This is a genomic window from Bradyrhizobium sp. 187, from assembly GCF_023101005.1.
Classification (GTDB): Bacteria; Pseudomonadota; Alphaproteobacteria; order Rhizobiales; family Xanthobacteraceae; genus Bradyrhizobium; species Bradyrhizobium canariense_D.
Genome location: NZ_CP064693.1, coordinates 1,597,593 through 1,619,115, shown reverse-complemented (window position 1 = coordinate 1,619,115; position 21,523 = coordinate 1,597,593). Strand labels below are relative to the sequence as shown.

At 63.5% G+C, this 21,523-nt stretch carries 21 protein-coding genes and 1 pseudogene; all 22 read left to right on the top strand.

Features of this window, described 5'->3' with window-relative positions; genetic code table 11:
- Window positions 1-22 precede the first annotated feature (22 nt).
- The 22 genes and pseudogenes from IVB19_RS07840 (at window position 23) to IVB19_RS07735 (ending at window position 21,508) form a co-directional block, all read left to right on the top strand.
- Complete coding sequence (locus tag IVB19_RS07840) at window positions 23-1,222, top strand: nucleotidyltransferase domain-containing protein (protein ID WP_247821243.1); 1,200 nt, start codon at window positions 23-25, stop codon at window positions 1,220-1,222.
- A 34-nt stretch (window positions 1,223-1,256) separates the two neighbouring features.
- On the top strand, window positions 1,257-1,721 hold the full coding sequence (locus IVB19_RS07835) for a type II CBASS E2 protein (RefSeq protein WP_247442217.1): 465 nt from the start codon (window positions 1,257-1,259) through the stop codon (window positions 1,719-1,721).
- Window positions 1,718-2,701, top strand: a complete 984-nt coding sequence (locus tag IVB19_RS07830) for a CBASS cGAMP-activated phospholipase (protein ID WP_247821242.1) — start codon at window positions 1,718-1,720, stop codon at window positions 2,699-2,701. The genes IVB19_RS07835 and IVB19_RS07830 overlap by 4 nt, the downstream gene beginning before the upstream one ends.
- Before the next feature lie 14 nt (window positions 2,702-2,715).
- The gene (locus tag IVB19_RS07825; RefSeq protein ID WP_247821241.1) at window positions 2,716-4,194 is read left to right on the top strand and encodes a T6SS phospholipase effector Tle1-like catalytic domain-containing protein; all 1,479 of its coding nucleotides are present in this window, start codon (window positions 2,716-2,718) and stop codon (window positions 4,192-4,194) included.
- Between the two features lie 615 nt (window positions 4,195-4,809).
- Window positions 4,810-5,718: a LysR family transcriptional regulator gene (locus IVB19_RS07820; protein ID WP_247821240.1), complete on the top strand. Its 909-nt coding sequence runs from the start codon at window positions 4,810-4,812 to the stop codon at window positions 5,716-5,718.
- 146 nt (window positions 5,719-5,864) lie between these two features.
- Complete coding sequence (locus tag IVB19_RS07815) at window positions 5,865-7,100, top strand: MFS transporter (RefSeq protein ID WP_247821239.1); 1,236 nt, start codon at window positions 5,865-5,867, stop codon at window positions 7,098-7,100.
- Window positions 7,101-7,225: 125 nt separating this feature from the next.
- Window positions 7,226-7,858, top strand: a complete 633-nt coding sequence (gene paoA, locus IVB19_RS07810) for an aldehyde dehydrogenase iron-sulfur subunit PaoA (RefSeq protein WP_247821238.1) — start codon at window positions 7,226-7,228, stop codon at window positions 7,856-7,858.
- Window positions 7,855-8,808 carry an FAD binding domain-containing protein gene (locus IVB19_RS07805; protein ID WP_247821237.1) on the top strand — a complete coding sequence of 318 codons (954 nt, stop codon included), beginning with the start codon at window positions 7,855-7,857 and terminating at the stop codon, window positions 8,806-8,808. The genes paoA and IVB19_RS07805 overlap by 4 nt, the downstream gene beginning before the upstream one ends.
- A complete protein-coding gene (gene paoC / locus IVB19_RS07800; RefSeq protein ID WP_247821236.1) occupies window positions 8,805-11,024 on the top strand; it encodes an aldehyde oxidoreductase molybdenum-binding subunit PaoC in 2,220 nt (739 codons plus the stop codon). The genes IVB19_RS07805 and paoC overlap by 4 nt, the downstream gene beginning before the upstream one ends.
- A gap of 107 nt (window positions 11,025-11,131) precedes the next feature.
- Window positions 11,132-12,148 carry a zinc-dependent alcohol dehydrogenase family protein gene (locus IVB19_RS07795; RefSeq protein ID WP_247821235.1) on the top strand — a complete coding sequence of 339 codons (1,017 nt, stop codon included), beginning with the start codon at window positions 11,132-11,134 and terminating at the stop codon, window positions 12,146-12,148.
- Window positions 12,149-12,165: 17 nt separating this feature from the next.
- Window positions 12,166-13,374: an arabinose transporter gene (locus IVB19_RS07790; RefSeq protein WP_247821234.1), complete on the top strand. Its 1,209-nt coding sequence runs from the start codon at window positions 12,166-12,168 to the stop codon at window positions 13,372-13,374.
- Window positions 13,371-14,153, top strand: coding sequence for a carboxymuconolactone decarboxylase family protein (locus IVB19_RS07785; protein ID WP_247821233.1), 783 nt, complete (start codon window positions 13,371-13,373; stop codon window positions 14,151-14,153). The genes IVB19_RS07790 and IVB19_RS07785 overlap by 4 nt, the downstream gene beginning before the upstream one ends.
- Before the next feature lie 101 nt (window positions 14,154-14,254).
- Window positions 14,255-14,649 (top strand): annotated as a pseudogene (locus IVB19_RS07780) ((R)-mandelonitrile lyase).
- A gap of 154 nt (window positions 14,650-14,803) precedes the next feature.
- Window positions 14,804-15,559, top strand: coding sequence for an SDR family NAD(P)-dependent oxidoreductase (locus tag IVB19_RS07775; protein WP_247821232.1), 756 nt, complete (start codon window positions 14,804-14,806; stop codon window positions 15,557-15,559).
- A 54-nt stretch (window positions 15,560-15,613) separates the two neighbouring features.
- On the top strand, window positions 15,614-16,027 hold the full coding sequence (locus IVB19_RS07770; protein WP_247821231.1) for a cyclophilin-like fold protein: 414 nt from the start codon (window positions 15,614-15,616) through the stop codon (window positions 16,025-16,027).
- Between the two features lie 137 nt (window positions 16,028-16,164).
- Window positions 16,165-16,518 carry a hypothetical protein gene (locus tag IVB19_RS07765; RefSeq protein WP_247821230.1) on the top strand — a complete coding sequence of 118 codons (354 nt, stop codon included), beginning with the start codon at window positions 16,165-16,167 and terminating at the stop codon, window positions 16,516-16,518.
- A 376-nt stretch (window positions 16,519-16,894) separates the two neighbouring features.
- Window positions 16,895-17,635, top strand: coding sequence for a FadR/GntR family transcriptional regulator (locus tag IVB19_RS07760; RefSeq protein WP_247821229.1), 741 nt, complete (start codon window positions 16,895-16,897; stop codon window positions 17,633-17,635).
- A 31-nt stretch (window positions 17,636-17,666) separates the two neighbouring features.
- On the top strand, window positions 17,667-18,566 hold the full coding sequence (locus IVB19_RS07755; RefSeq protein WP_247821228.1) for an NAD(P)-dependent oxidoreductase: 900 nt from the start codon (window positions 17,667-17,669) through the stop codon (window positions 18,564-18,566).
- A gap of 10 nt (window positions 18,567-18,576) precedes the next feature.
- Complete coding sequence (locus tag IVB19_RS07750) at window positions 18,577-19,260, top strand: amino acid ABC transporter permease (RefSeq protein WP_247821227.1); 684 nt, start codon at window positions 18,577-18,579, stop codon at window positions 19,258-19,260.
- 7 nt (window positions 19,261-19,267) lie between these two features.
- Window positions 19,268-19,936 carry an amino acid ABC transporter permease gene (locus tag IVB19_RS07745; protein ID WP_247821226.1) on the top strand — a complete coding sequence of 223 codons (669 nt, stop codon included), beginning with the start codon at window positions 19,268-19,270 and terminating at the stop codon, window positions 19,934-19,936.
- A gap of 2 nt (window positions 19,937-19,938) precedes the next feature.
- Window positions 19,939-20,697, top strand: a complete 759-nt coding sequence (locus tag IVB19_RS07740) for an amino acid ABC transporter ATP-binding protein (RefSeq protein WP_247821225.1) — start codon at window positions 19,939-19,941, stop codon at window positions 20,695-20,697.
- 16 nt (window positions 20,698-20,713) lie between these two features.
- Entirely contained in the window at window positions 20,714-21,508 is a 795-nt protein-coding gene (locus IVB19_RS07735) for a transporter substrate-binding domain-containing protein (protein ID WP_247821224.1), read from the top strand.
- Window positions 21,509-21,523 lie beyond the last annotated feature (15 nt).

Below are 21,523 nucleotides of genomic sequence, written 5' to 3'. Positions count from 1 at the left end.
CTCGAAAACTGGTGTCGGAACAATGAATTACATAGCAGAGCGGGCGCAGTTGCGCCAGACGCAACTGGTCGGCCTCATCGAGGAGGTCTGCCAGTACGTGGAGCCGTCCTCCTATCAGCGCGACCTCGCAAAGCAGCGATATGAACGCGTCGGTGACTGGCTGGCCCGATCGGACGACTGGCTGTTGGCATCGATCGCAATCAGGCTTCAGGGATCGGTTGCCATCGGCACGGCCGTGAAGCCGATCGGAGCCAACGAGCACGACGTTGACCTGGTCGCGCATGTGCCCGACCTTGATCTCGCGGTCACTCCGGCGCTGCTCAAGCAGCGGATCGGCGACCGACTCCGCAGCAACGGCAACTATGCAGGGTTGCTGGTCGAGATGCCGCGGTGCTGGCGCCTAGACTACGCCAACGAATTCCACCTCGACATCACGCCCTCGATCCCGAATCCGGAATGCCGCCTGGGTGGAGAGCTCGTTCCCGACAAGACGCTGAAGATGTGGAAAGCGTCCAATCCGCAAGGCTACCGCGCCAAGTTCGAGCGACGGGCAGCGCTTCTGCCGCGCATTCGGTCGGTGTTCGGCAAGGCATTCGACAGCGCCCGATCCGACGCGCAGGTCGAGCCGTACCCCGAGGAGAAGCGGCTGAAGGGCATCCTGCGCCGAATCGTGCAGATCGCCAAGCGCCACCGTGACGTCCATTTCATCGATGACGACCAAGGGCTCGCACCACTCTCGATCATCATCACGACGCTGGCGTCGCGGGCCTATGAAATGTGCGTCAGCACCTCTGAGTACGACAACGAGCTCGACCTGATCGTCGATGTGCTCAGCCGGATGCCGCAGATGCTGCAGACCAGTACGGTCGAGGGGCGCGTGATGTGGTGCCTCTGGAATCAGACCACTGCCGGCGAAAACTTCTGCGAGAAGTGGAACAAGCACCCCGAGCGTGCGAGCGCCTTCTTCGCATGGCACTGTAAGGTCGTTGCCGACGTCGAGCACCTCGCCGGCGCGCGGGGCCTTGACCAGGTGCGGCGTCTCCTCGGCGACATCTTCGGCACGGCGCCGGCGAACAAGGCGATGGATTCCCTGACCGAACGCGTCGACACCGCGCGCGCCACGAACCGCCTCTCGGTCTCGCGGCCGGCGGGCCTGATCGTGGGTACCGCGGCAAGCGCGACTCCGGTTCGCGCCAACACCTTCTTCGGCGATGGGCCCTGACATCATGCGGCTCGGACGACCGAAAGCGCTGACGATGGCGCAGCAATACGTGAACCTGCAGGGCAATCCCCTCAGCGCAGGCGCCGGCGCCCTACGGGCCGGCAGCTTCACGTGGGCCTACGCCACGTCGCCAACGCCGTTGAGCCGGGACTACCTGATCCGGATCGAGATGGCTTGCGACGCGTCGCCCAGGGTCTTCGTCGACGACCCTGACATCGAGCTGCTCGCCAGCGACCGCGACCTTCCCCACATTTACCGCAACCCCACGCGCCTCTGCCTTTACTTGCCGGGGACGCGAGAATGGCAGCCGTGGTTGCGGCTCGACCAAACCATCGTGCCCTGGACGTCTCTCTGGCTGTTTTACTTCGAAGACTGGCTGGAGTCGGGAGAGTGGAAGGGCGGCGGCATGCATCCGGGGGAAGCCTCCCGCACCCGGCAAGGCCGGCGTCGGCTGGGAATCCGCCGGCCCGACGAATGCGAGATTGGAAACGAAGAATGAGCGACGAAACGCGCACCTACAAGATCCTGTCGATCGACGGCGGCGGCATCCGCGGCGTGTTTCCCCCGTCCCTCCTCGCCAAGCTGGAAGATCACCTGAGGTCGCCGGTCGGGTCCTACTTCGACCTGATCGCCGGCACATCGACCGGCGGCATCATCGCGATTGCCTTGGGCCTCGGGCTGTCGGCCAAGGACATCCTGAAGCTCTATGAGGAGCGGGGACCGGCGATCTTCGATCAGCAGCACGGCTTGGTCGGCAACTTCGTTCGGCAGCGGCTGCGCGGAGCCATGCACTGGTTTGGAACCAAATACTCGTCGCAGGCGCTGCACGACGCCATCGCCGACATCCTCGGCGAGCGCCGGCTCGGCGAAAGCCGCACTCGTTTGGTGATTCCGGCATGGCATCCGATGCTCGAGCGCGTCTACATCTACAAGACGGCCCATCACCGGCGGCTCGAGACCGACTACCGTGTCCGCGCATTGGATGCGGCGATGGCGACGGCGGCCGCGCCTACATTCCTCAAGCCCCACATAACGGACGACGCGATCGAACTCGTCGATGGCGGCGTCTGGGCGAACAACCCGATCGGCGTGGCGACGATCGAGGCCGTCGGGATGCTGAATTGGCCGGCGGACAGGCTGAAGATCCTCAGCATCGGCACCATCAACGACGTGAAGGCACCGCCGCGGTGGAAGGGCAAGCTTCCGATGGCATCCTCGATCGCGCGCCTATTCATGGCGGGCCAGTCGCACAGCGCGCTCGGGACGGCCAAGATCGTTACCGGCGACAGCCATGACCACCGCGCGATCTGGCGCATCGACCAAACCGCGCCTGCCGGCCGCTACACGATGGATGACGCAGAACGCATCGCCGAGATGAAGAACCGCGGGTTCACCGAGGCCCGCGAACAACTGCCCGAACTGCGGCGCCACTTCTTCGACCGCGAGGCCGAGCCCTTCGTTCCCTTCCACTCACTCTGACCGGCGAGGACGCCATGCCAAAGAACATCCTGATCTTCTCCGACGGCACCGGCCAGGCCGGCGGCCTGCGTCCGGACGAGAACCGCTCCAATGTCTACAAGCTGTACCGGGCGACGCGCTGCGGCCCCGACACAGCGATCGACCCGCGGGAGCAGCTCGCCTTCTACGACGCCGGCCTTGGCTCCCAACCGCCGGGCGGCGCGCTGTTCGTCACGCGCGCCTATCGCTGGCTGCACAATGTGGCCAGCCAGGCGACCGGCCTCGGCATCACCACCAACATCATCGACTGCTATGCCGCGATCATCCGGATGTGGGAGCCGGGCGACCGGATCTTCCTCTTCGGGTTCAGCCGAGGTGCCTACACGGTCCGCTGTCTTGCCGCCGTGCTCGGCCAGTGCGGCGTACCGACGACGATGTCCGACGGCTCACCGTTGCGGCGCGATGTCGGCACGACCACCCGCATCGCACGCGACGCCGTAAAGAAAGTGTACCAGCACGTCAGTTCGCCGAAGGACACCAAGTACCTGCCTCAACGCGAGGCGCTGGCAACGCACTTTCGCCAGCAATATGGCAGCGACGCCGACGGCGCTGCCAATGCCGTTCCGTTCTTCGTCGGGGTGTTCGACACGGTCGCATCGCTCGGCAGCTACGCCCTCTCCGCCGCTCTGGTGGGTGGCGCCGCCGGTGTCATCGCCGCCTTAAGCTTTGCGCAGTCATTTTTCCTGTTCCCATTCCTGCCGACCTTCCTATGGGCGGCCGGGGGCGCGGCGGCTGTCGCGGGAATAGGCTACGTCGCCACGCACCTGAAGTCCGCCGTGAGCCTCCCCGGCTATACGTTCTGGCAGACGTTGCATCTCGCTTCGCCGAAAATGAAATTCTACGACCTGCACCTGAACAATGCTGTCTGGTACGCGCGCCACGCCATGTCCATCGACGAGAACCGCGCTGACTTTGCTCGGGTTCCTTGGGGCGGATCACACAACAAAGGTCCGGAACGTCCCTATGAATATCCGGACTGGCTGCAGCAGGTCTGGTTTGCCGGCAACCATTCCGATGTCGGAGGTAGTTATCCGGAAAACGAAGCGCGGCTTTCCGACATCTCACTCGGATGGATGGTGCATGCGGCAAGAAATCTGCCCGACGGCAAGACACCCGATGGCTTCGGCATCAAGGTAGACGACAGTTACCTGAAACTGCATCCGGATCCGCTCGGTCCACAGCACGACGAGCGCGAGCCCGGTTACCTGGGCGGCCGCTTCAAATGGGACGAAGGTCTGCGCGAAGTCCAGGACGAAGCGATCCTGCATTCCACCGTTCTCGAGCGATTTGCCGTCAACGGCGGCGTGCAGCACTACTATGAGCGGCTGCCGTACCGCCCCAAAAACCTCAGGTCGCATGTAAAGGTCAAGAAGTATTACGGGCTCGAGGCTTCGACTTCGAACGGAGCAGAAATCATCGCTGGTCCGGCTCGATCGCAACCGAATCCGGTCTAAGCGAGTTCGACGACCTGGCCGGAGATCTGTTCCTTTATAAAAGCGCTCGCTAGGAAACCGTGCGCCTCTGGATCCTGTCCGATCGTCACGTCGAGCTCACCCGCGGCTGGGACCTTCGTCCCTTTTGGGCAGGGGCTTACGCCTCGAAAACACGCCGCTTGAATCTTACCGCAGCGGAGAGAGTGGGACTCCCATCCCCGATGCCCCGATTGCGCAAAAGCCAGCGAAAAACAAGGATTCCCTAAAAGCCCGGTCGGATATTGTGACCACCGCTGTGTACCACCTGATCTGCTGAAAAGGTCGTCAACGTCCGGCGATGTCGGGGCAGTTCGGGGCCTTTCCCGTCCGACCATTTTTGCGATGCATAATTGTCCGGCCCGCGCCGTCGATCTAGCCCTCACCGAGGTCATCTCGGGCGGCGGCCGGAACGCCCGCGGGCGGCGCGGGCGAGACCATAGGGGGCTGTAAGGACTGCGGTGAGCACCCGTCCGTCAGTCCGGGAAAGTCCAATTCCGCGCCTCGGCCGCCGAGCATTGTTGACTCCGCCGGACAATAGGCCAACCTCGACCCTTGCTCGCCCGGCAGTCGGGCAGCCGCCGGATACACGCGCTTGAGATGCAGCTTCGTCGCTCGGACCTCGCCGACCTCTCCTATTTTCTGGAGATTGCCAAGCACCGGAATTTCCGACGCGCCGCGATCGAACTCGGCATCGGAGCCTCCGCTTTAAGCCACGCGCTCCGCAGCTTGGAGGAGCGTCTTGGGGTTCGACTGCTCAACCGGACAAGCCGCAGCGTAACGCTTACCGCCGCGGGCGAGGCGTTGCAGTCGGCGCTTGCGCGGCCCTTCGATGAGATCGGCAGCGCCCTGGACGTTCTCAACCGCTTTCGCGACGCGCCAATGGGTCGGGTGCGGTTGAGCGTACCGACGGAAGCTGCCGAGTTTCTCGTTGGACCCGTGATGGCCACGTTCCTGGAACGGTACCCCGAGGTCGAGATCGAGTTCTCGGTGAACAACCGTATGATCGACGTCATCGAAAACGGTTACGACGCGGGTATCCGGTACGGAGGCACAGTGCCGCAGGACATGGTCGCGCAGCGTCTGTCCGCCGATATCCGCTGGCTCGTCGTCGGGGCTCCTTCCTACCTCGACCGCATGGGCACTCCGGTGAATCCCGGCGACCTGCAATCTCACCGCTGCGTAAAGATCAGGATCGGGGACGAGAGCATCTATCGCTGGGAGTTCGAACGCGGCGACGAGAAGATCGAGGTCAATGTTCCGGGCGGGATGACTGTTGATCAAGGGCAGATCGGATTGGTCGCCGTCCGAGACGGGGCGGGGCTCATGTACGTGGCCGAGCCGATGGTACGGAAGGACCTGCGGGACGGCACGCTGCGCACTGTGTTGGAGGAGTGGGCGCCCCTCGGGCCTGGCTTCCACATCTATTATTCGAGCCGACGGCAGGTTCCGGCCGCGCTCCGGCTCTTTATCGATCTCGTCCGGGAGTTACGGCCGCTCGGCCTGTAAGGCCGCCAGATCGATGAATCCTTCTCAATGGAACATCCGATAGCCTCGGGCTGCTGCCGAGACTCGCTCCGGCTTATCTGAGATCGGCGGCCAATGGCCGTCTGGATCCGGCCGATCGGGTGCGGAGCAGTTTTTCCGAGGCTACAATGACAGTTCAAGCTACTTTCGAGGACGGCGCCGTCCGGCGAGAAGCGCCGGCATGGGGCGCGGTCTTCGCCCTCACTCTCTGCGTCGCGACGCTGATCGCGTCCGAATTCATGCCCGTCAGTCTCCTGACGCCGATCGCCGCGGAGCTCCACATCACCGAAGGTCGAGCGGGCCAGGCCATCGCCGTCTCCGGCATATTCGCCGTTCTTGCGAGTCTGTTCATTTCGCGGGCGACGCGCGGCATCGACCGGCGGATCGTGCTGCTGTCTCTCACGCTCCTCATGATGGTGTCCGGCTTGGTCGTGGCGCTCGCGCCGAACGAAACCATCTTCATGGCGGGACGGGCCCTGATCGGGATCGTCATCGGTGGCTTCTGGTCGATGTCAGCGGCGACCGCGATGCGCCTCGTTCCCGAAAGCGAGGTCCCACGAGCGCTGGCCATCTTCAACGGCGGAAACGCGCTGGCGACCACGATTGCCGCTCCCTTGGGAAGCTTTCTCGGCCAGTACATCGGCTGGCGCGGAGCCTTCTTTTCAGTCGTTCCGCTCGCCGCGCTCGCGCTGCCCTGGCAGTTTCTCACGCTCCCCTCGATGCCAGCCGCAGACGACAGCCGCAGGGGCTCCGTGTTCGGAATCCTTCGCTTGCCGAAGGTCGGCCTGGGGATGATCGCAGTCGCGTTCTTCTTCATGGGGCAGTTCGCGCTGTTCACCTATGTGCGCCCATTCCTTGAAGCGGTCACTCACGTGAGCGTATCCACGCTTTCCTCGCTGCTGCTGATCATGGGCATCGCCGGTCTCCTGGGGACCTCCTTGATCGGTCTGCTCCTGAAGACCCGGCTCTACGGACTTCTGATCGCGATGCCGCTGTTCATGGCGCTGATTGCAACCGGACTCATCTTGTTCGGAGGGGCGGTCCCGGCCGTCGCGGCACTGCTCGCCGGGTGGGGGTTGATCGGCACAGCCGCGCCCGTCGGCTGGTGGACCTGGCTAAGCAAGATGCTGCCCGACGATGCCGAACGTGGCGGAGGGCTCATGGTCGCCATCATCCAGTTGGCGATCACTTTGGGCGCCACTATCGGCGGCTTCTTCTACGACGGCAGCGGCTACGAAAGCACCTTCAGCGTTAGCGCCACTATCCTTTGTGCCTCTGCGCTCTTGGCCTACTGCGCATGGCGTGCAAGTTGCCGATCGCTCAAGGATGAGGCGGCTGTTGATAGCCCGGCGTTGCATACATGAAAAACATTCATCGTGGCATGCGAACCGCTCGCAAGAACTTGCGCGCGCTTCGGGAATTGTTCGGCAGCGGAACCGCACCTGCGACCGCCCCCCGAGCTACCCACAGAGAACGAAGCGGTGAAGACATGCCCAAATCCGAACTGGAAGTTTCGAGGCGGCGCCTTCTCGCCGCCGGCACGGCCACCGCCATGATCGGCGTCGTCCCAGGCGCACCGGCGCAATCGCAAGCGGCGAGTCAGAAAGCGCCGCAAGCCGCTGTCTCCTTCGAGGTGAACGGCAAGCCGTCCAGCCTTCAACTGGACACCCGCACGACGCTTCTCGATGCCTTGCGCGAGCATCTCCGTCTGACCGGAACAAAGAAGGGCTGCGACCAAGGCCAATGCGGGGCGTGCACCGTGATCGTGAACGGAGTGCGCATCAATTCGTGTCTGACGCTTGCGGTCATGCACGAAGGCGACAGGATCACCACGATCGAAGGATTGGGTCAGCCGGAGCGCCTTCATCCCATGCAGGCGGCCTTCGTCAAACACGACGGCTACCAGTGCGGGTACTGCACGCCCGGGCAGATCTGCTCGGCGGTGGCGGTGCTCGACGAGATCAAGTCGGGAATCCCGAGCCACGTCAGCGGCGACCTGACTGTTTCACCTGAACTGACGAATACCGAGTTGCGCGAGCGCATGAGCGGCAACATCTGCCGGTGCGGTGCCTACTCCAATATCGCCGAGGCAATCGCCGAGGTCGCCGGGAGCAGCACATGAAGGAATTCACCTACGAACGAGCCGCTTCGCCTCAAGACGCGGCTGCAAAGGCCCAGCAAACGAGAGGTGCGAAGTTCATCGCGGGCGGCACCAATCTTCTCGACCTGATGAAGCTCGAGATCGAGACGCCCCGTCATCTCATCGACGTCAATGGTCTCGGTCTCGACAAGATCGAGAATATCCAGGACGGCGGACTCCGCATCGGCGCGTTGGTCAGAAACACAGAGCTTGCCGCCGACATGCGCGTCAGGCGGGACTATGGGCTCCTCAGCCGTGCGCTGCTCGCCGGCGCCTCGGGCCAGCTCCGCAACAAGGCGACGACCGCCGGCAATCTGCTCCAGCGCACGCGCTGCCCCTACTTCTACGACACCAATCAGCCGTGCAACAAGCGAAGCCCCGGCTCCGGTTGCGCCGCGATCGAAGGCGTCAGCCGACAACTGGCGGTCATCGGATCGAGCGAAGCATGTATCGCGACCAACCCCTCCGATATGGCCGTCGCCATGAGAGTCCTAGACGCTCAGATCGAGACGGTCGACGACAAAGGGCAGACGCGCAAGATTCCGATCGCAGAATTCCATCGCCTGCCCGGAGATACCCCTCACATCGAGACGACGCTCACCCCAGGTGAACTGATCACCGGGGTGACGTTGCCGCCACCCATCGGCGGAACGCACATCTACAGGAAGGTGCGCGACCGCGCGTCCTACGCCTTCGCGCTGGTCTCCGTCGCTGCAATCCTGCAGCGCGACGGGACCGGGCGGGTAGCCGTCGGCGGCATCGCCCATAAGCCGTGGCGGGTCGAAGCCGCCGAAGCTGAGCTTCCTAAAGGTGCAAAGCCCTTCTCCGCAAGGTTGCTCGCCGATGCAAAACCCACCAACGCCAGCGCGTTCAAATTACCGTTGGTCGAGCGGACCGTGGCCGCCGCCATGAACGAAATGAGGCAGCGATGAAGTTCGACAGACCCGCCGAAACCAACCCCATCGACCGCTTGCGTGTCGTCGGTCGCGCTCATCCCCGCATCGATGGCCCCTTGAAGACCACCGGGAAAGCGACCTACGCATATGAGCACCACGACGTCGTGACCAATCCGGCCTACGGTGTCATCGTGGGGTCGGCGGTCGCCAAGGGACGCATCAAGAGCATGAACCTGGCGGAGGCGCAGCGCGAGCCTGGCGTCATCGCCATCGTCACGGCCGAGAGCGCCGGCAAGCTCGGCAAGGGAAAATTCAACACGGCCAAGCTGCTCGGCGGTCCCGAGATCGACCACTACCATCAGGCGGTCGCGGTGGTTGTCGCGGAAACGTTCGAACAGGCGACGGCGGCAGCCGGGCTGCTACGGATCGAATACACGCCCTCTGAAGGCAGCTTCGATCTCGAAGACGCGCTGAAGGCCGCACCCCTTGCGAAGGACCCGAACAGTCCCGAAAAACAGGGGCCACCCGAAAGTCGCGTCGGCGACTTCGAGCCGGCCTTTGCTCAGGCGCCGGTGAAGCTGGACGAGTTCTACACGACCCCCGACCAGAGCCATTCGATGATGGAGCCTCACGCTTCGATCGCGGCCTGGAACGGCGACAAGCTCACGGTGTGGACGTCGAACCAGATGATCGACTGGGGCAGGACGGATCTCGCGACCACCATCGGCATCCCCAAAGAGAACGTCCGCTTCGTGTCGCCGTACATAGGAGGCGGCTTCGGCGGCAAGCTGTTCCTGCGCTCGGATGCGGTGATGGCCGCGCTGGCAGCGAAGGCCGCCGGCGGTCCGGTGAAAGTCGCATTGCAGCGGGCGCTCATTCCCAACAACACCACACACCGCCCCGCCACCCGGCAGCGTATCAGGATCGGGGCGGGCCCTGATGGACGCATCGTCGCCATGGCGCACGAGAGCGGCTCCGGAGATCTTCCTGAGGGTCAACCGGAGACGGCAACCAATCAGACGAGATTGCTATATTCCGGCGCCAATCGCCTGACAGCGATGCGCCTCGCCGTCTTGGATCTGCCGGAAGGGAACGCGATGCGCGCTCCTGGCGAGGCGCCAGGCATGATGGCGCTCGAGATCGCGATGGACGAATTGGCCGAGAAGCTTGGTCTGGACCCGGTCGAGCTACGCGTGCGGAACGACACCCAGGTCGACCCCGAGAAGCCGGACCGTCCGTTTTCTCAGCGCAATCTGGTGCGCTGCCTGCGCGAGGGGGCCGAGCGGTTCGGCTGGCAACGCCGAAACGCGTCCCCGGGCGCGGTGCGGGACGGACAATGGCTGGTGGGCATGGGCACAGCAGCCGCGTTCCGCAACAATTTGCTGATTCCTTCGGAGGCGCGCGTTCGTCTGGGAACGGACGGGGTGGTTGTCGTCGAAACGGACATGACCGACATCGGCACCGGCAGCTATACGATCATCGCGCAGACGGCCGCCGAGATGATGGGGGTCGACCTCGACAAGGTCGTGGTTCGGCTTGGCGATTCCTCTTTCCCTGTTTCGTCCGGATCCGGAGGACAGTTCGGCGCGAACTGTTCGACTTCGGGTGTTTACGCGGCATGCGTAAAGCTTCGGGAAGCCGTTGCGCAGCGGCTCGGCTTCAACTCGGCCGATGCTACGTTCTCGGATGGGCATGTGCTTAGCGGCAATCGTTCTGCGAAGCTTACGGACGCCGTCTGCCAAGGAGATCTGCTGGGCGAGGACAAGATGGAATGGGGCGGCCTCGACAAGAGCTACCAGCAGTCGACCTTCGGTGCCCACTTCGTCGAGGCTGCCGTCGATAGCTTCACAGGCGAGATCCGGATCCGCCGCATGCTCGCGGTGTGCGCAGCCGGCCGAATCCTGAATCCGCTGACCGCGCGCAGCCAGGTCGTCGGAGCCATGACCATGGGCGCGGGAGCCGCCTTGATGGAGGAACTCGCGGTCGACAAGCGGCGCGGGTTCTTCGTGAATCACGACTTGGCCGGTTATGAAGTGCCGGTTCATGCCGACATACCGCATCAGGAAGTGATTTTCCTCGACGAGGCTGACGACAAGGTCTCGCCCATGAAGGCAAAGGGCGTGGCCGAACTCGGCATATGCGGAGTTGCCGCCGCAATTGCCAACGCAGTTTACAACGCAACCGGCGTCCGTGTCCGTGAATACCCGGTGACCCTGGATAAACACCTGGATCGCTTGCCGGCGGTTTCTTGATTTGCGCGGCCGTCCGCATCGTCTCGGCCGGTCACAACCGCTGGTCACTAAGGCAAGTTCGTGTTGCGCATTGAGCTTTTTCCGCCAGCCTGACAGGAGTAATGATCATGCTTGCCACGGTTATGCACGGGCCGCGAGACGTCCGTTGCGAACAGGTCGATGACCCGAAGATCCTCAAGCCGACGGATGCCATCATAAAGTTGTCGGCCACCTGCATCTGCGGGTCAGACTTGTGGCCGTATCGCGGATTGCAGCCGACGGATGGTCCGGCTCACATGGGTCACGAATACTGCGGCATCGTCGTCGAAATCGGCAGCGAGGTCAGAACCGTCCGCCCTGGGCAGTTCGTCGTCGGCTCGTTCTGCCTGTCCGACAATACCTGCCCGCACTGCAAGTTCGGCTTTCACTCCTCCTGCGTGCAGCGCGAATTCATGACGGGCGCGCAGGCGCCGTACGCGCGAGTGCCGCTCGCCGACGGAACGCTCGTCGCCACCGCCGAAGTGCCGGACCAGGACTTGGTCCCGCACTTGCTGGCGACGTCCGATGTTCTCGGGACGGGCTGGTACGCCGCGGAGGCCGCCAACGTCCGAGCAGGCTCGACGGTGGCCGTCGTCGGCGACGGCGCAGTGGGACTCATGGGGGTGCTGGCAGCGAAGGAGATGGGGGCAGAACGCATGATCGCCATGAGCCGGCACAAGAGCCGCCAGGAACTGGCACGCGGCTTCGGGGCGACCGACATCGTGGCAGAGCGGGGGGGACCCGGCATCCAGCGAGTGAAAGAGCTCACGGCCGGCATCGGTGCGGATTCGGTTCTGGAGTGCGTCGGCACGCAGGAATCCATGACCCAAGCCATCGATTCCGTGCGTCCCGGCGGCTCGATCGGTTACGTCGGGGTACCTCATGGCGTGACCTTCGACGGCCAGGCGATGTTCTTCGCGCAACGTCGAATGCTGGGCGGACCCGCCCCGGTCCGTCGCTTCCTGCCCGATCTGATGGATCGCGTTCTGAAGGGCAGGATCAAGCCTGGCAAGGTGTTCGATCTCACGCTGCCTCTGGCCGAGGTCGCGGAAGGCTACCGCGCAATGGACGAACGGCGTGCGATCAAGACGATGCTCACGGTGTGAGCGGAGGGCGTCCTTGCATGTCGGTAACAACACTCCCAACGCCGCCCGTGGCGCAGAGCCTTACCGCTACTCTGCTGCCGATCATGGGGGTGGTCTTCGTCGCTTTCCTCGTCATCGGCATCGCGATGCCCGTCCTTCCGCTTCACGTCCATGACGGCTTGGGTCAGGGAACGTTCGTGGTCGGCCTGGTCGCCGGCAGTCAGTTCGCGGCGTCTCTGGTCTCGCGGCCGTGGGCGGGCAACTTTTCGGACAGCAAAGGAGCCAGGCGCGGTGTGGTCGTTGGGCTGGTCGCTGCCGCTGCGTCGGGGTTGCTGTACCTCGTTTCGCTTTATTTTACTCCGGTTCCCCGGGTCTCCGTGGCGTTACTGCTGCTGGGGCGAGGACTTCTGGGCGGCGCCGAGAGCTTCATCATCACAGCCGCGGTGAGCTGGGGGCTGGCGCTCGTCGATGCCGGCAGCACGGGCAAGGTCATTGCGTGGATAGGCATGGCGATGTTCGCGGCCTTTGCGATCGGCGCGCCTGCTGGCTCTGCCCTGTACACGAAGTACGGCTTCGCTGCCATCGCTGCCGCGACCGCCGCGGCGCCTCTTGCTCCCTTGATGCTTGTTGCGCGGCTTCCCGCCGTTGCCCCCACGCACCACGCCCGCTTCTCGTTCGTCGAAGTGATCGGCGCCGTCTGGGTACCGGGCCTCGGCTCGGCTCTGGGCAGCGTGGGATTCGGAGCCGTGACCACGTTCGTCGCCTTGCTGTTCGCGAACCACGGATGGGAGAACGGATGGCTCGCCTACACTGCCTATGCGGTTGCCTTCATCACGGCCCGGATCTTCTTCAGCCATGTGGCCGACAAGCTCGGCGGCGCCAAGGTCGCGCTGGTGTGCACGGTCATCGAAGCCGCGGGGCAGGCACTGATCTGGATGTCCTCCCGGCCCGAGATGGCGTTGCTTGGCGCCGCACTGACCGGCTTCGGCTTCTCGCTGGTCTATCCCGGGTTCGGCGTCGAAGCGGTCCGCCGCGTTCCGGCACACAGTCGCGGCCTGGCGATGGGCGCCTACACTGCGTTTCTCGATCTTGCCCAAGGGCTCGCCAGCCCTGCTCTCGGATTGATCGCAGCCGGGGCGCGATTGAACCTCGTATTTCTCGTTAGCGGTGGCACCGTCCTCTGCGCGGCACTCGTCGCTTCGTGGCTGATCGCGCACCCGTCAAATCTGGAAGGATCCTCGCAATGAGAATGCTCGCAGCGGCCATGGTTTCATTTTGCCTGTTTGCTGGCGGCTCCGCCGTCGCGGGACAGGAATCCACCGAAGGAGCAAAGACCATGTCAAAGCCGGAAGATGTCCGGGCGGTTGCGCCTGCCCTCGAAGGCTACGCGCAAAAAAATGTCCAGGGCGATCTCTGGAACCGGCCGGGTCTCTCACCTCGGGACCGCAGCATCGTCACGGTCGCGGCGCTCATCGCCCGAAATCAGACGGTGGAGCTGCCGTACTATCTAGCTCTCTCGCTCGACAACGGCGTGAAGCCCTCGGAGATATCGGAGATCATCACGCATTTGGCCTTCTACACCGGCTGGGCTAACGCGATGGGTGCGATCCCGCCGGCGAAGGCAGTCTTCGAGAGCCGCAACGTCGGGGCCGATCAGCTCCCGCCGGCGTCGGGGCCGCAGCTACCGCTCGACGAGGCGCGGGAGAAGCAGCGGGCGACGCTCGTGGCGGAGCAGTTCGGGCAGATCACGCCAAGCCTTGTCCAGTACACGACCGACCTGCTGTTCCGGGATCTCTGGCTCAGGCCGGCGCTGGCTCCGCGCGACCGCAGCCTGGTCACCGTGAGCGCTCTCATCGCCACCGGTCAGGTCGCGCAGATCACCTATCATCTGAACCGCGCCATGGACAACGGGTTGACGCGGGAGGAAGCCGGCGAGGTGCTCGGCCATCTCGCCTTCTACGCCGGCTGGCCCAACGCATTCTCCGCGGCGCCTGTCGTCAAGGAAGTCATCGAGAAGCGACCGTGATCACGCGCAGGGCCGTCCTCATTTTTGGCAGCGTCGCCATGGCCGAGATTCACCACCCGCTGGTTTTCGCAGCTGGAACACAGAAGGAGACCGAAATGGACATCGACATCAAGAGGAACGGCTCCCGCCCTTCCCAAAAGGGACCTCAGGACTGGTTCACCGGGACGGTGCGCATCGATCCGCTATTTCAGGCGCCAGAACCGGCCCGCGCGAGCGGCGCCTATGTCACGTTCGAGCCCGGGGCGCGGACCGCTTGCACACGCACCCGCTCGGCCAGACGCTGATCGTCACCGCCGGCCTTGGCTGGGTGCAGCGCGAGGGCGGCTCGGTCGAGGAAGTTCGCCCAGGCGACGTCGTGTGGTTTCCGCCAGGACTGAAGCACTGGCACGGCGCATCGGCGACGACCGCCATGACGCACATCGCGATCCAGGAAGCTCTCAACGGCAAGAATGTTGAATGGATGGAGAAGGTCCGGGACGAACAATACCGCAAGTGATCGAGCGGCGACCGAAGCGGTCGAATTCCGGCTTGCCAGGGTTGAGTCCGCTTTTGAGGGCGCTGATCCGTTCGACGGAGGATTTGATTTCCTCTCAGCTACTCTACGTCCACCAAACTAGCCCGACACAGCCAATTTCAGGAGGTAGACAGCAATGACCGGTTCAAAACGCTTTGAAGGAAAGACTGCTTTCATCACTGGAGCCGCAAGCGGCATCGGCCGAGCGACCGCTAAAGCCTTCGCTGCAGAGGGCGCGCGCGTTGCTATCACAGACAGAGGAGAGGCCGCGCTACAGGAGACTGCCGAGCAGGTGAGGGCCGTCGGTGGAGTCGTGCTGACGGTCACCTGTGATGTCTCAAAGCCTGAAGAGGTCGCAGCGGCGGTGGCCAAGGCCGTCAAGGCCTTCGGCCGCATCGACTGCGCATTCAACAACGCTGGAGTTGAGAACAAAGCGGCGCCGCTTCATGAAATCGAGTTAGAGGAGTGGGACCGCGTTCTCAACATAAACCTTCGTGGCACCTTCATCTGCATGAAGCATGAGATCGCACAGATGTTGAGCCAAGGCGCCGGCGTAGTCGTAAATACCTCATCGGGTGCCGGCATCCGCGGTGTCGCGGGCGGTGCCTCCTATGCCGCTTCCAAGCATGCGATCATCGGCATGACCAAATCCGCTGCAATCGACTATGCCAAACGGAACATCCGCGTGAACGCTGTATTGCCCGGCAACATAGCGACGCCCATGATGGACCGCTTCACGGAGGGCGACATTCAGAAGGCGGTCGATCTGGAACCGGTAGGCCGTCTCGGAAAGCCCGAGGAGATCGCTGAGGCCGTACTATGGATGTGCTCGGACCTCGGCGGCTTCGTGACCGGGGCCTCGATAGTGGTCGACGGCGGTTGGTCGCTTTAGGTGCCCCTCGGCGACTGCAAAATAATCTCGCAACGTCAGGACAGACGAACCTCTATGCGCAATTTCCAGATCGCTGCAGCCGCTCTCGCGTTTTCTTCAATGGAGCCCGTCATGGCCCAAGAACGTATTCGGATTTCATCGGACTGGGGGAATGTCACCGCCGAGCTGTCCGACAACAATGCGGCACGCTCGCTTGTGAGCATGCTGCCGTTCACGACTCAAATGAGCGACCACCTGCGCCAGGAGAAGACAGGCAGTCTTCCGTCGCCGCTGCCGGAGGTTCCGCGTCAGCGGGATTTCGACGTGGGCACGCTAGGGCTGTGGGGACCCGATCACTTCGTGATCTACTATCGCAAAGGGAGGCTCCCACAGCCCGGGATTGTGATACTCGGCAACGTAATGGGGGATGTCTCCGTTTTCGACCGTCCTGGCCCGATCGCTGTTCGCATCGAGGCCGAGAAACGGTAAGCTAGGGGAAAATGGGCACCTCATAGTTATTCCGGCGCTTTCAAAGGTGAGGTGTCTCCGGATTGGCTTGGGCAGGTTGATCGCGGTGCCCGCTCTCCTGCACGCCTGCCATAGGGCGCTGATAGGTCGAGGCGGTTGTGAACTTCCAGGTGACGGTCCTCAAGATCCTGGTGAGCTATCCGGACGGCTTCGCCGTCATGGAAGACATCAAACGCGACATGGCCATCCTGGCGACCAGTGGCCGCGAATGGCCGGACCGGACCAAGCGCCTGGCCGCGCGCGAGCTCAATCTCGACATCTTTTCCCACGGGATGGTCGAGCGCATCAGCGGCGGATGGCAGATCACGGCGAAGGGCGACTTCATGCAATCCCGCCCCCGCTGCGCCAGAACCGATCCAGGCACCTTTGGTCGAGGAGGATGCGGCTGCGAAGTCGCGACGACGCAGGTTAAGCCGGCGCTATCGCCAGCGCGAACGCTCCGCCGGGCCTGAGCACGCTCAGCACTCTGCATTTGAATCGAGGGCCGTTTCCGGCGGATGTCCCTTCAGTGGAAAGACGCTGCTATCGAGGCCACGGGCGATGCGGCCTGCCGCCGTCGCCTTGCCCTCGATGCCGCGGAGCAACGGCCCTCAAAAGAGTTTGGATGAGTGTCTTCCGCAGTGCTCCCCGGTCACAGCCGTCCAGCACAATCGCAAGGAGGCGCCGTTTCCAACACACACGCCTGATTCCGGGGGCGCGCTGCACGGCCCAACTTGATCAGTTGCAGATGGAACCGGAATGCCACGGGTAGCCCCACATCAAAAGAGTTGACGAGGTCAGCTTGTCGCCATACTGGTCTGACCAAGATCAGACCAAAAGAGATCCGGGATGGAGCTTAAGCGCGCCGCCGAAGGCGAAAAAGGGTTTGAGAAGGTATTTGCCTTCCTGCGCGAACGCCTGCTCGCGGGCTCGCTCAGGCCGGGCGACCGCCTTGTCTCGGAACGCGAGCTCGCCACCCTGCTTGGCGTTAGCCGGCCGATCGTCCGCGAGGCGCTGCGTGCCCTGACGGTGCTCGGCATCGTCGAGATCCGCGACCGGATCGGTACTGTGGTGACCCGGCCGGACGTCTCGGTACTGAACGACTTCTTCACCTTCGCCCTCGCCCACCAGGCGGACATGCTTGACGACGTCATGCAGGCGCGCGTCGCGATCGAATGCCAGGCGATCCGCCTCGCCTGCGAGCGCGCCAACATTGCCGATTTCGAACGGCTCCAGCGCGCACTGGCGAAAATCGGGGACACCATCGACGAGCCCGACGCCGGCGGCACGGCCGACTTCGAATTCCATCGCACCATCGTCGTGGCCGCGCATTCGGAGACGTTGACCGTCCTGCACGGGTCGCTGGCGGGTCTGCTGACGCATTCGCATCGCAGCCGCCGCAAGCAGGTGCAGGCCTTCTCGTCGATGAAGACGTACCTCATCGACGACCACCGGCGCATCTTCGACGCGATCATCGCGCGCGATCCTGAGCGAGCGGATGCGACACTGCGCAAGCATTTTGCCATCGGCGACGAATACCGCAGGAGGGCCGTCGTCGGCGACATCGACAAGACCAGCGCCTCACGCTGATCGCGGACTAACCAAGAAACGGACGAATAACATGGGACGGAACGACAAGGGCAGCGTCGGCTTCATCGGCGTCGGCACGATGGGCCTGGAGATGGTGCGCAACCTTCTGAAGGCAGGGCACGCGGTGCACGCATTCGATCTCAACGAGGCCGCCGTAGCCGATATCGTAAAGGAAGGCGCGACCCGGGCCAAGAACCCGGCCGATGCTGCGCAAGGCGCCGACATCGTCGTCACCATGCTGCCCGACACGCCCCATGTCGAGGCGACTGTTTACGGCGAGCATGGGCTGCTGAAGTCGCCGCCACCCGGCAAGCTGATCGTCGACATGAGCACGATCTCGCCGGTCGCGGTCCGCCGCATCCATGCCGACCTGCAAAAAATTGGCGTCAGCTTCATCGACGCGCCGGTCTCGGGTGGCCCGGTAGGCGCCAAGAACGCCGCCCTCTCGATCATGGCCGGCGGCGATGCGAGCGCCTTCACCCGGGCGGAGCCGTTCTTCCGCGCGATGGGCACCACCATCACGCATGTCGGCGCGTCCGGCGCCGGCCAGACTGTCAAGCTCTGCAATCAGCTGATCTGCGGCATCAACATCCAAGCCATCTGCGAGGCGCTCGCTCTCGGGCGCGCTTCGGGCCTCGATCTCAATTTGCTGCGCCGGGTGCTGCTCGGAGGCTCCGCCGCCTCCTGGATGCTCGACAAGCTCGGACCCGCGATGATCGCGGGTGACGTCTCCGCCGGCTTCCGGATCGATCTCCAGCTCAAGGACCTCCGCCTGGTGCAGGAGCACGCGCAGGCGCTGAGCGTGCCGTTGCCGGGCACGGCGCTCGTCACCAGCCAATATGTGGACGCGCGCGCGCATGGCGAAGGCAACAACGGCAACCAGGCGCTATTCCGCGTCTATGACCGCATGACCAACCAGACCACCGGCTGAACCTGACACAATGAGCCTTCAACTCGACTTCCCCGCAGTGCTGGAGCGTTGGCCGAGCTTTCTCGCCGGCGCCGCGCTGACGCTGGAGTTGGCGGTTTTTGCGACCGTGCTCGGAGCCCTGTTCGGCACGCTTGCAGCCATCGGCCGCGGCTCGCACAGCGCGCTGATCGCGAGTGCCTGCAAGGTCTACGTCGAATCAATCCGCAACACGCCCCTGCTGGTACAGATCTTCCTGGTCTATTTCGGCCTCGCCAGCCTGGGACTGAAACTCTCGGCCTTCACCGTGGCGGTGGCCGCGTTGACCATCAATGTCGGCGCCTATACCGCCGAGATCATGCGCGCCGGCTTCGAGGCGATCCCACGCGGACAGATCGAGGCCGCCGAAGGGCTGGCGCTGTCACGCCTCCAGATCTACTGGCACATCATCCTGCTGCCGGCGATCGAGAAGGTCTACCCGGCGCTGACCAGCCAGTTCGTGCTGTTGATGCTGGCCTCCTCGGTCTGCTCGCAGATCTCGGCCGAAGAGCTCACCGCGGTCGCCAACTACATCCAGTCGGACACGTATCGCGCGTTCGAGACCTACATCATCGTCGCCGTGCTCTACATCATCCTGTCGCTAGTGATGCGCGCCGGCTTCTGGGGCCTCGGCCTCGTGCTGTTCCCGCGCCGTCGCCGGCTCGGCACACCCTTGTGAGATGACCATGGGCGGACATTTCAACATCAACCATCTTGTGTTCCTCGGCCAGGGCGCGCTGTGGACCGTTGGTCTATCCGTGATCGCGCTGATCGGCGGCGGCATCGTCGGCTTCGTGATTGCGCTGGCACGCACCTCGCCGCTCAAATCGGTGCGGATCGCCAGCGGCGTCTATGTCCAGCTCATCCAAGGCACACCGCTGCTGGTCATCCTCTTCCTGGGCTATTTCGGCCTTGCCGCAATCGGCCTCAAGGTCTCCTCGCTCACGGCCGCCGGCGCCTCGCTGACACTCTATGTCGCCGCTTATCTCGGCGAGATCTGGCGTGGCTGCATCCAGTCCGTGCCGAAGCCGCAATGGGAGGCTGCCGAAGGCCTCGCGCTGAGCCGGACCCAGCGCATGATGAAGGTGATCCTGCCGCAGGCGATCCGCATCGCGACGCCGCCTACTGTCGGCTTCATGGTACAGATTATCAAAAACACCTCGCTGGCTTCCGTCGTCGGCTTCATCGAGCTGATGCGCTCGGGCCAGATCGTGAACAATTCGCTTTTCGAGCCGTTCGTCATCTACGCCATCATTGCCGTCGCCTATTTCACCATGTGCTATCCCCTGTCGTTGTTCAGCCAGAAACTGGAACGTCGCATGGGGCGTGGCAAGTTTCACCTCGCACCGGCCTGAAGATGCAGCAGAACGCCTCCGCCTCCGAACCGATTGTGTCGCTCCGCGACGTGCAGAAGAGCTTTGGCCCGCTGCGGGTGCTCGATGGTGTCAGTTTTGCCGTCGAGCGCGGCGAGGTGCTGGCGCTGATCGGCCGCTCCGGCTCCGGCAAGAGCACGGCGCTGCGCTGCATCGACCGCTTCGAGAAGGTCGACGGGGGCGAGATCGTCGTCTGCGGACATCGGGTCGACCGTCCCGACGTCGACCTGCGCGCGCTGCGCCAGGACGTCGGTATCGTGTTCCAGAGCTACAATTTGTTTCCGCATCTCACGATCGAGCAGAACATCACGCTGGCGCCCTGTACCGTGAAGGGCATGACAGCGTCGCAGGCCAAAGACCTTGCGCGAAAAGTGCTGGCGCAGGTCGGGCTCGAGGAGAAGCTTCACGCTTACCCTGAGCAGCTTTCCGGGGGCCAGCAGCAGCGCGCCGCAATCGCCCGCTCGCTCGCCATGCAGCCGAAAGTGATGCTGTTCGACGAGGTCACGTCCGCACTCGATCCGGAGCTCACCGGCGAAGTGCTGAAGGTGATCGAGCAGCTGGCGGCTGATGGCATGACCATGGTGATGGTCACCCACGAGATGGGCTTTGCCAAAGGCATCGCCGACCGGATCGTGTTCATGCATCGCGGCAAGGTTCACGAAACCGGACCTGCCTCGATCCTGACGGCACCGACGACCCCCGAACTCACGCAATTCGTGGGCACGGGAAACTTAAAATCATAATAGGGAGGAACTAGGAATGACCAACAAGACATTGCTGGGAGCTGCCGCCGCGCTGTGTGGCCTCGTCATGATGGCGGCGACGCCGGCGTCGGCCGACTTGCTCGACGATATCACGCAGGCCAAGAAGATCCGGATCTCGACCGACCTCGCCATCCCGCCTTCGGGCATGATGGACTCTAGCATGAAGCCGACCGGCTCCGACGTCGAAGTCGCGCAGCTGCTCGCCAAGGACTGGGGGCTCGAGCTCGAGTTCATCCAGACCACGGGCGCAACCCGTATCCCGAACATCCTGACCGGCAAGGCGGACATCATCATTTCGACGCTGTCTGTGACGCCCGATCGCGCCAAGGTGATCGATTTCACCAAGCGTTATGCGACGCTGCAATCCGATGTCGGCTGCCTGAAATCATCGACGGTCAAGGACTGGCCCGATCTCAAGGACAAGTCGATCGGCGTCTCGCGCGGCACCACGCAGGACACGAGCCTGTCCAACATGAAGGACAAGGACCTCAAAATCTCGCGGTACGATGACGACGCCACCATGGTGACGGCGGCCGTGTCCGGTCAGGTCGACTGTGTCGCCTCGTCCGCGACCATCATCAACCAGATCGGCGTGAAGAACCCCTCGCGCGTGTTCGAGTCCCGGATTCCGCTGGCGACCTTCGACCTCGCCATCGGACTGAAGAAGGGTGAGCAGCGCCTAATGGACAAGCTCAACGGCTGGATCACCGAAAACGTCAAGAACGGCAAGCTCAATGCGATCTACAAGAAGTTCCACGGCGTCGAGCTGCCGCCGGACATGCGTAGTTAAGACCAGAAACAATCG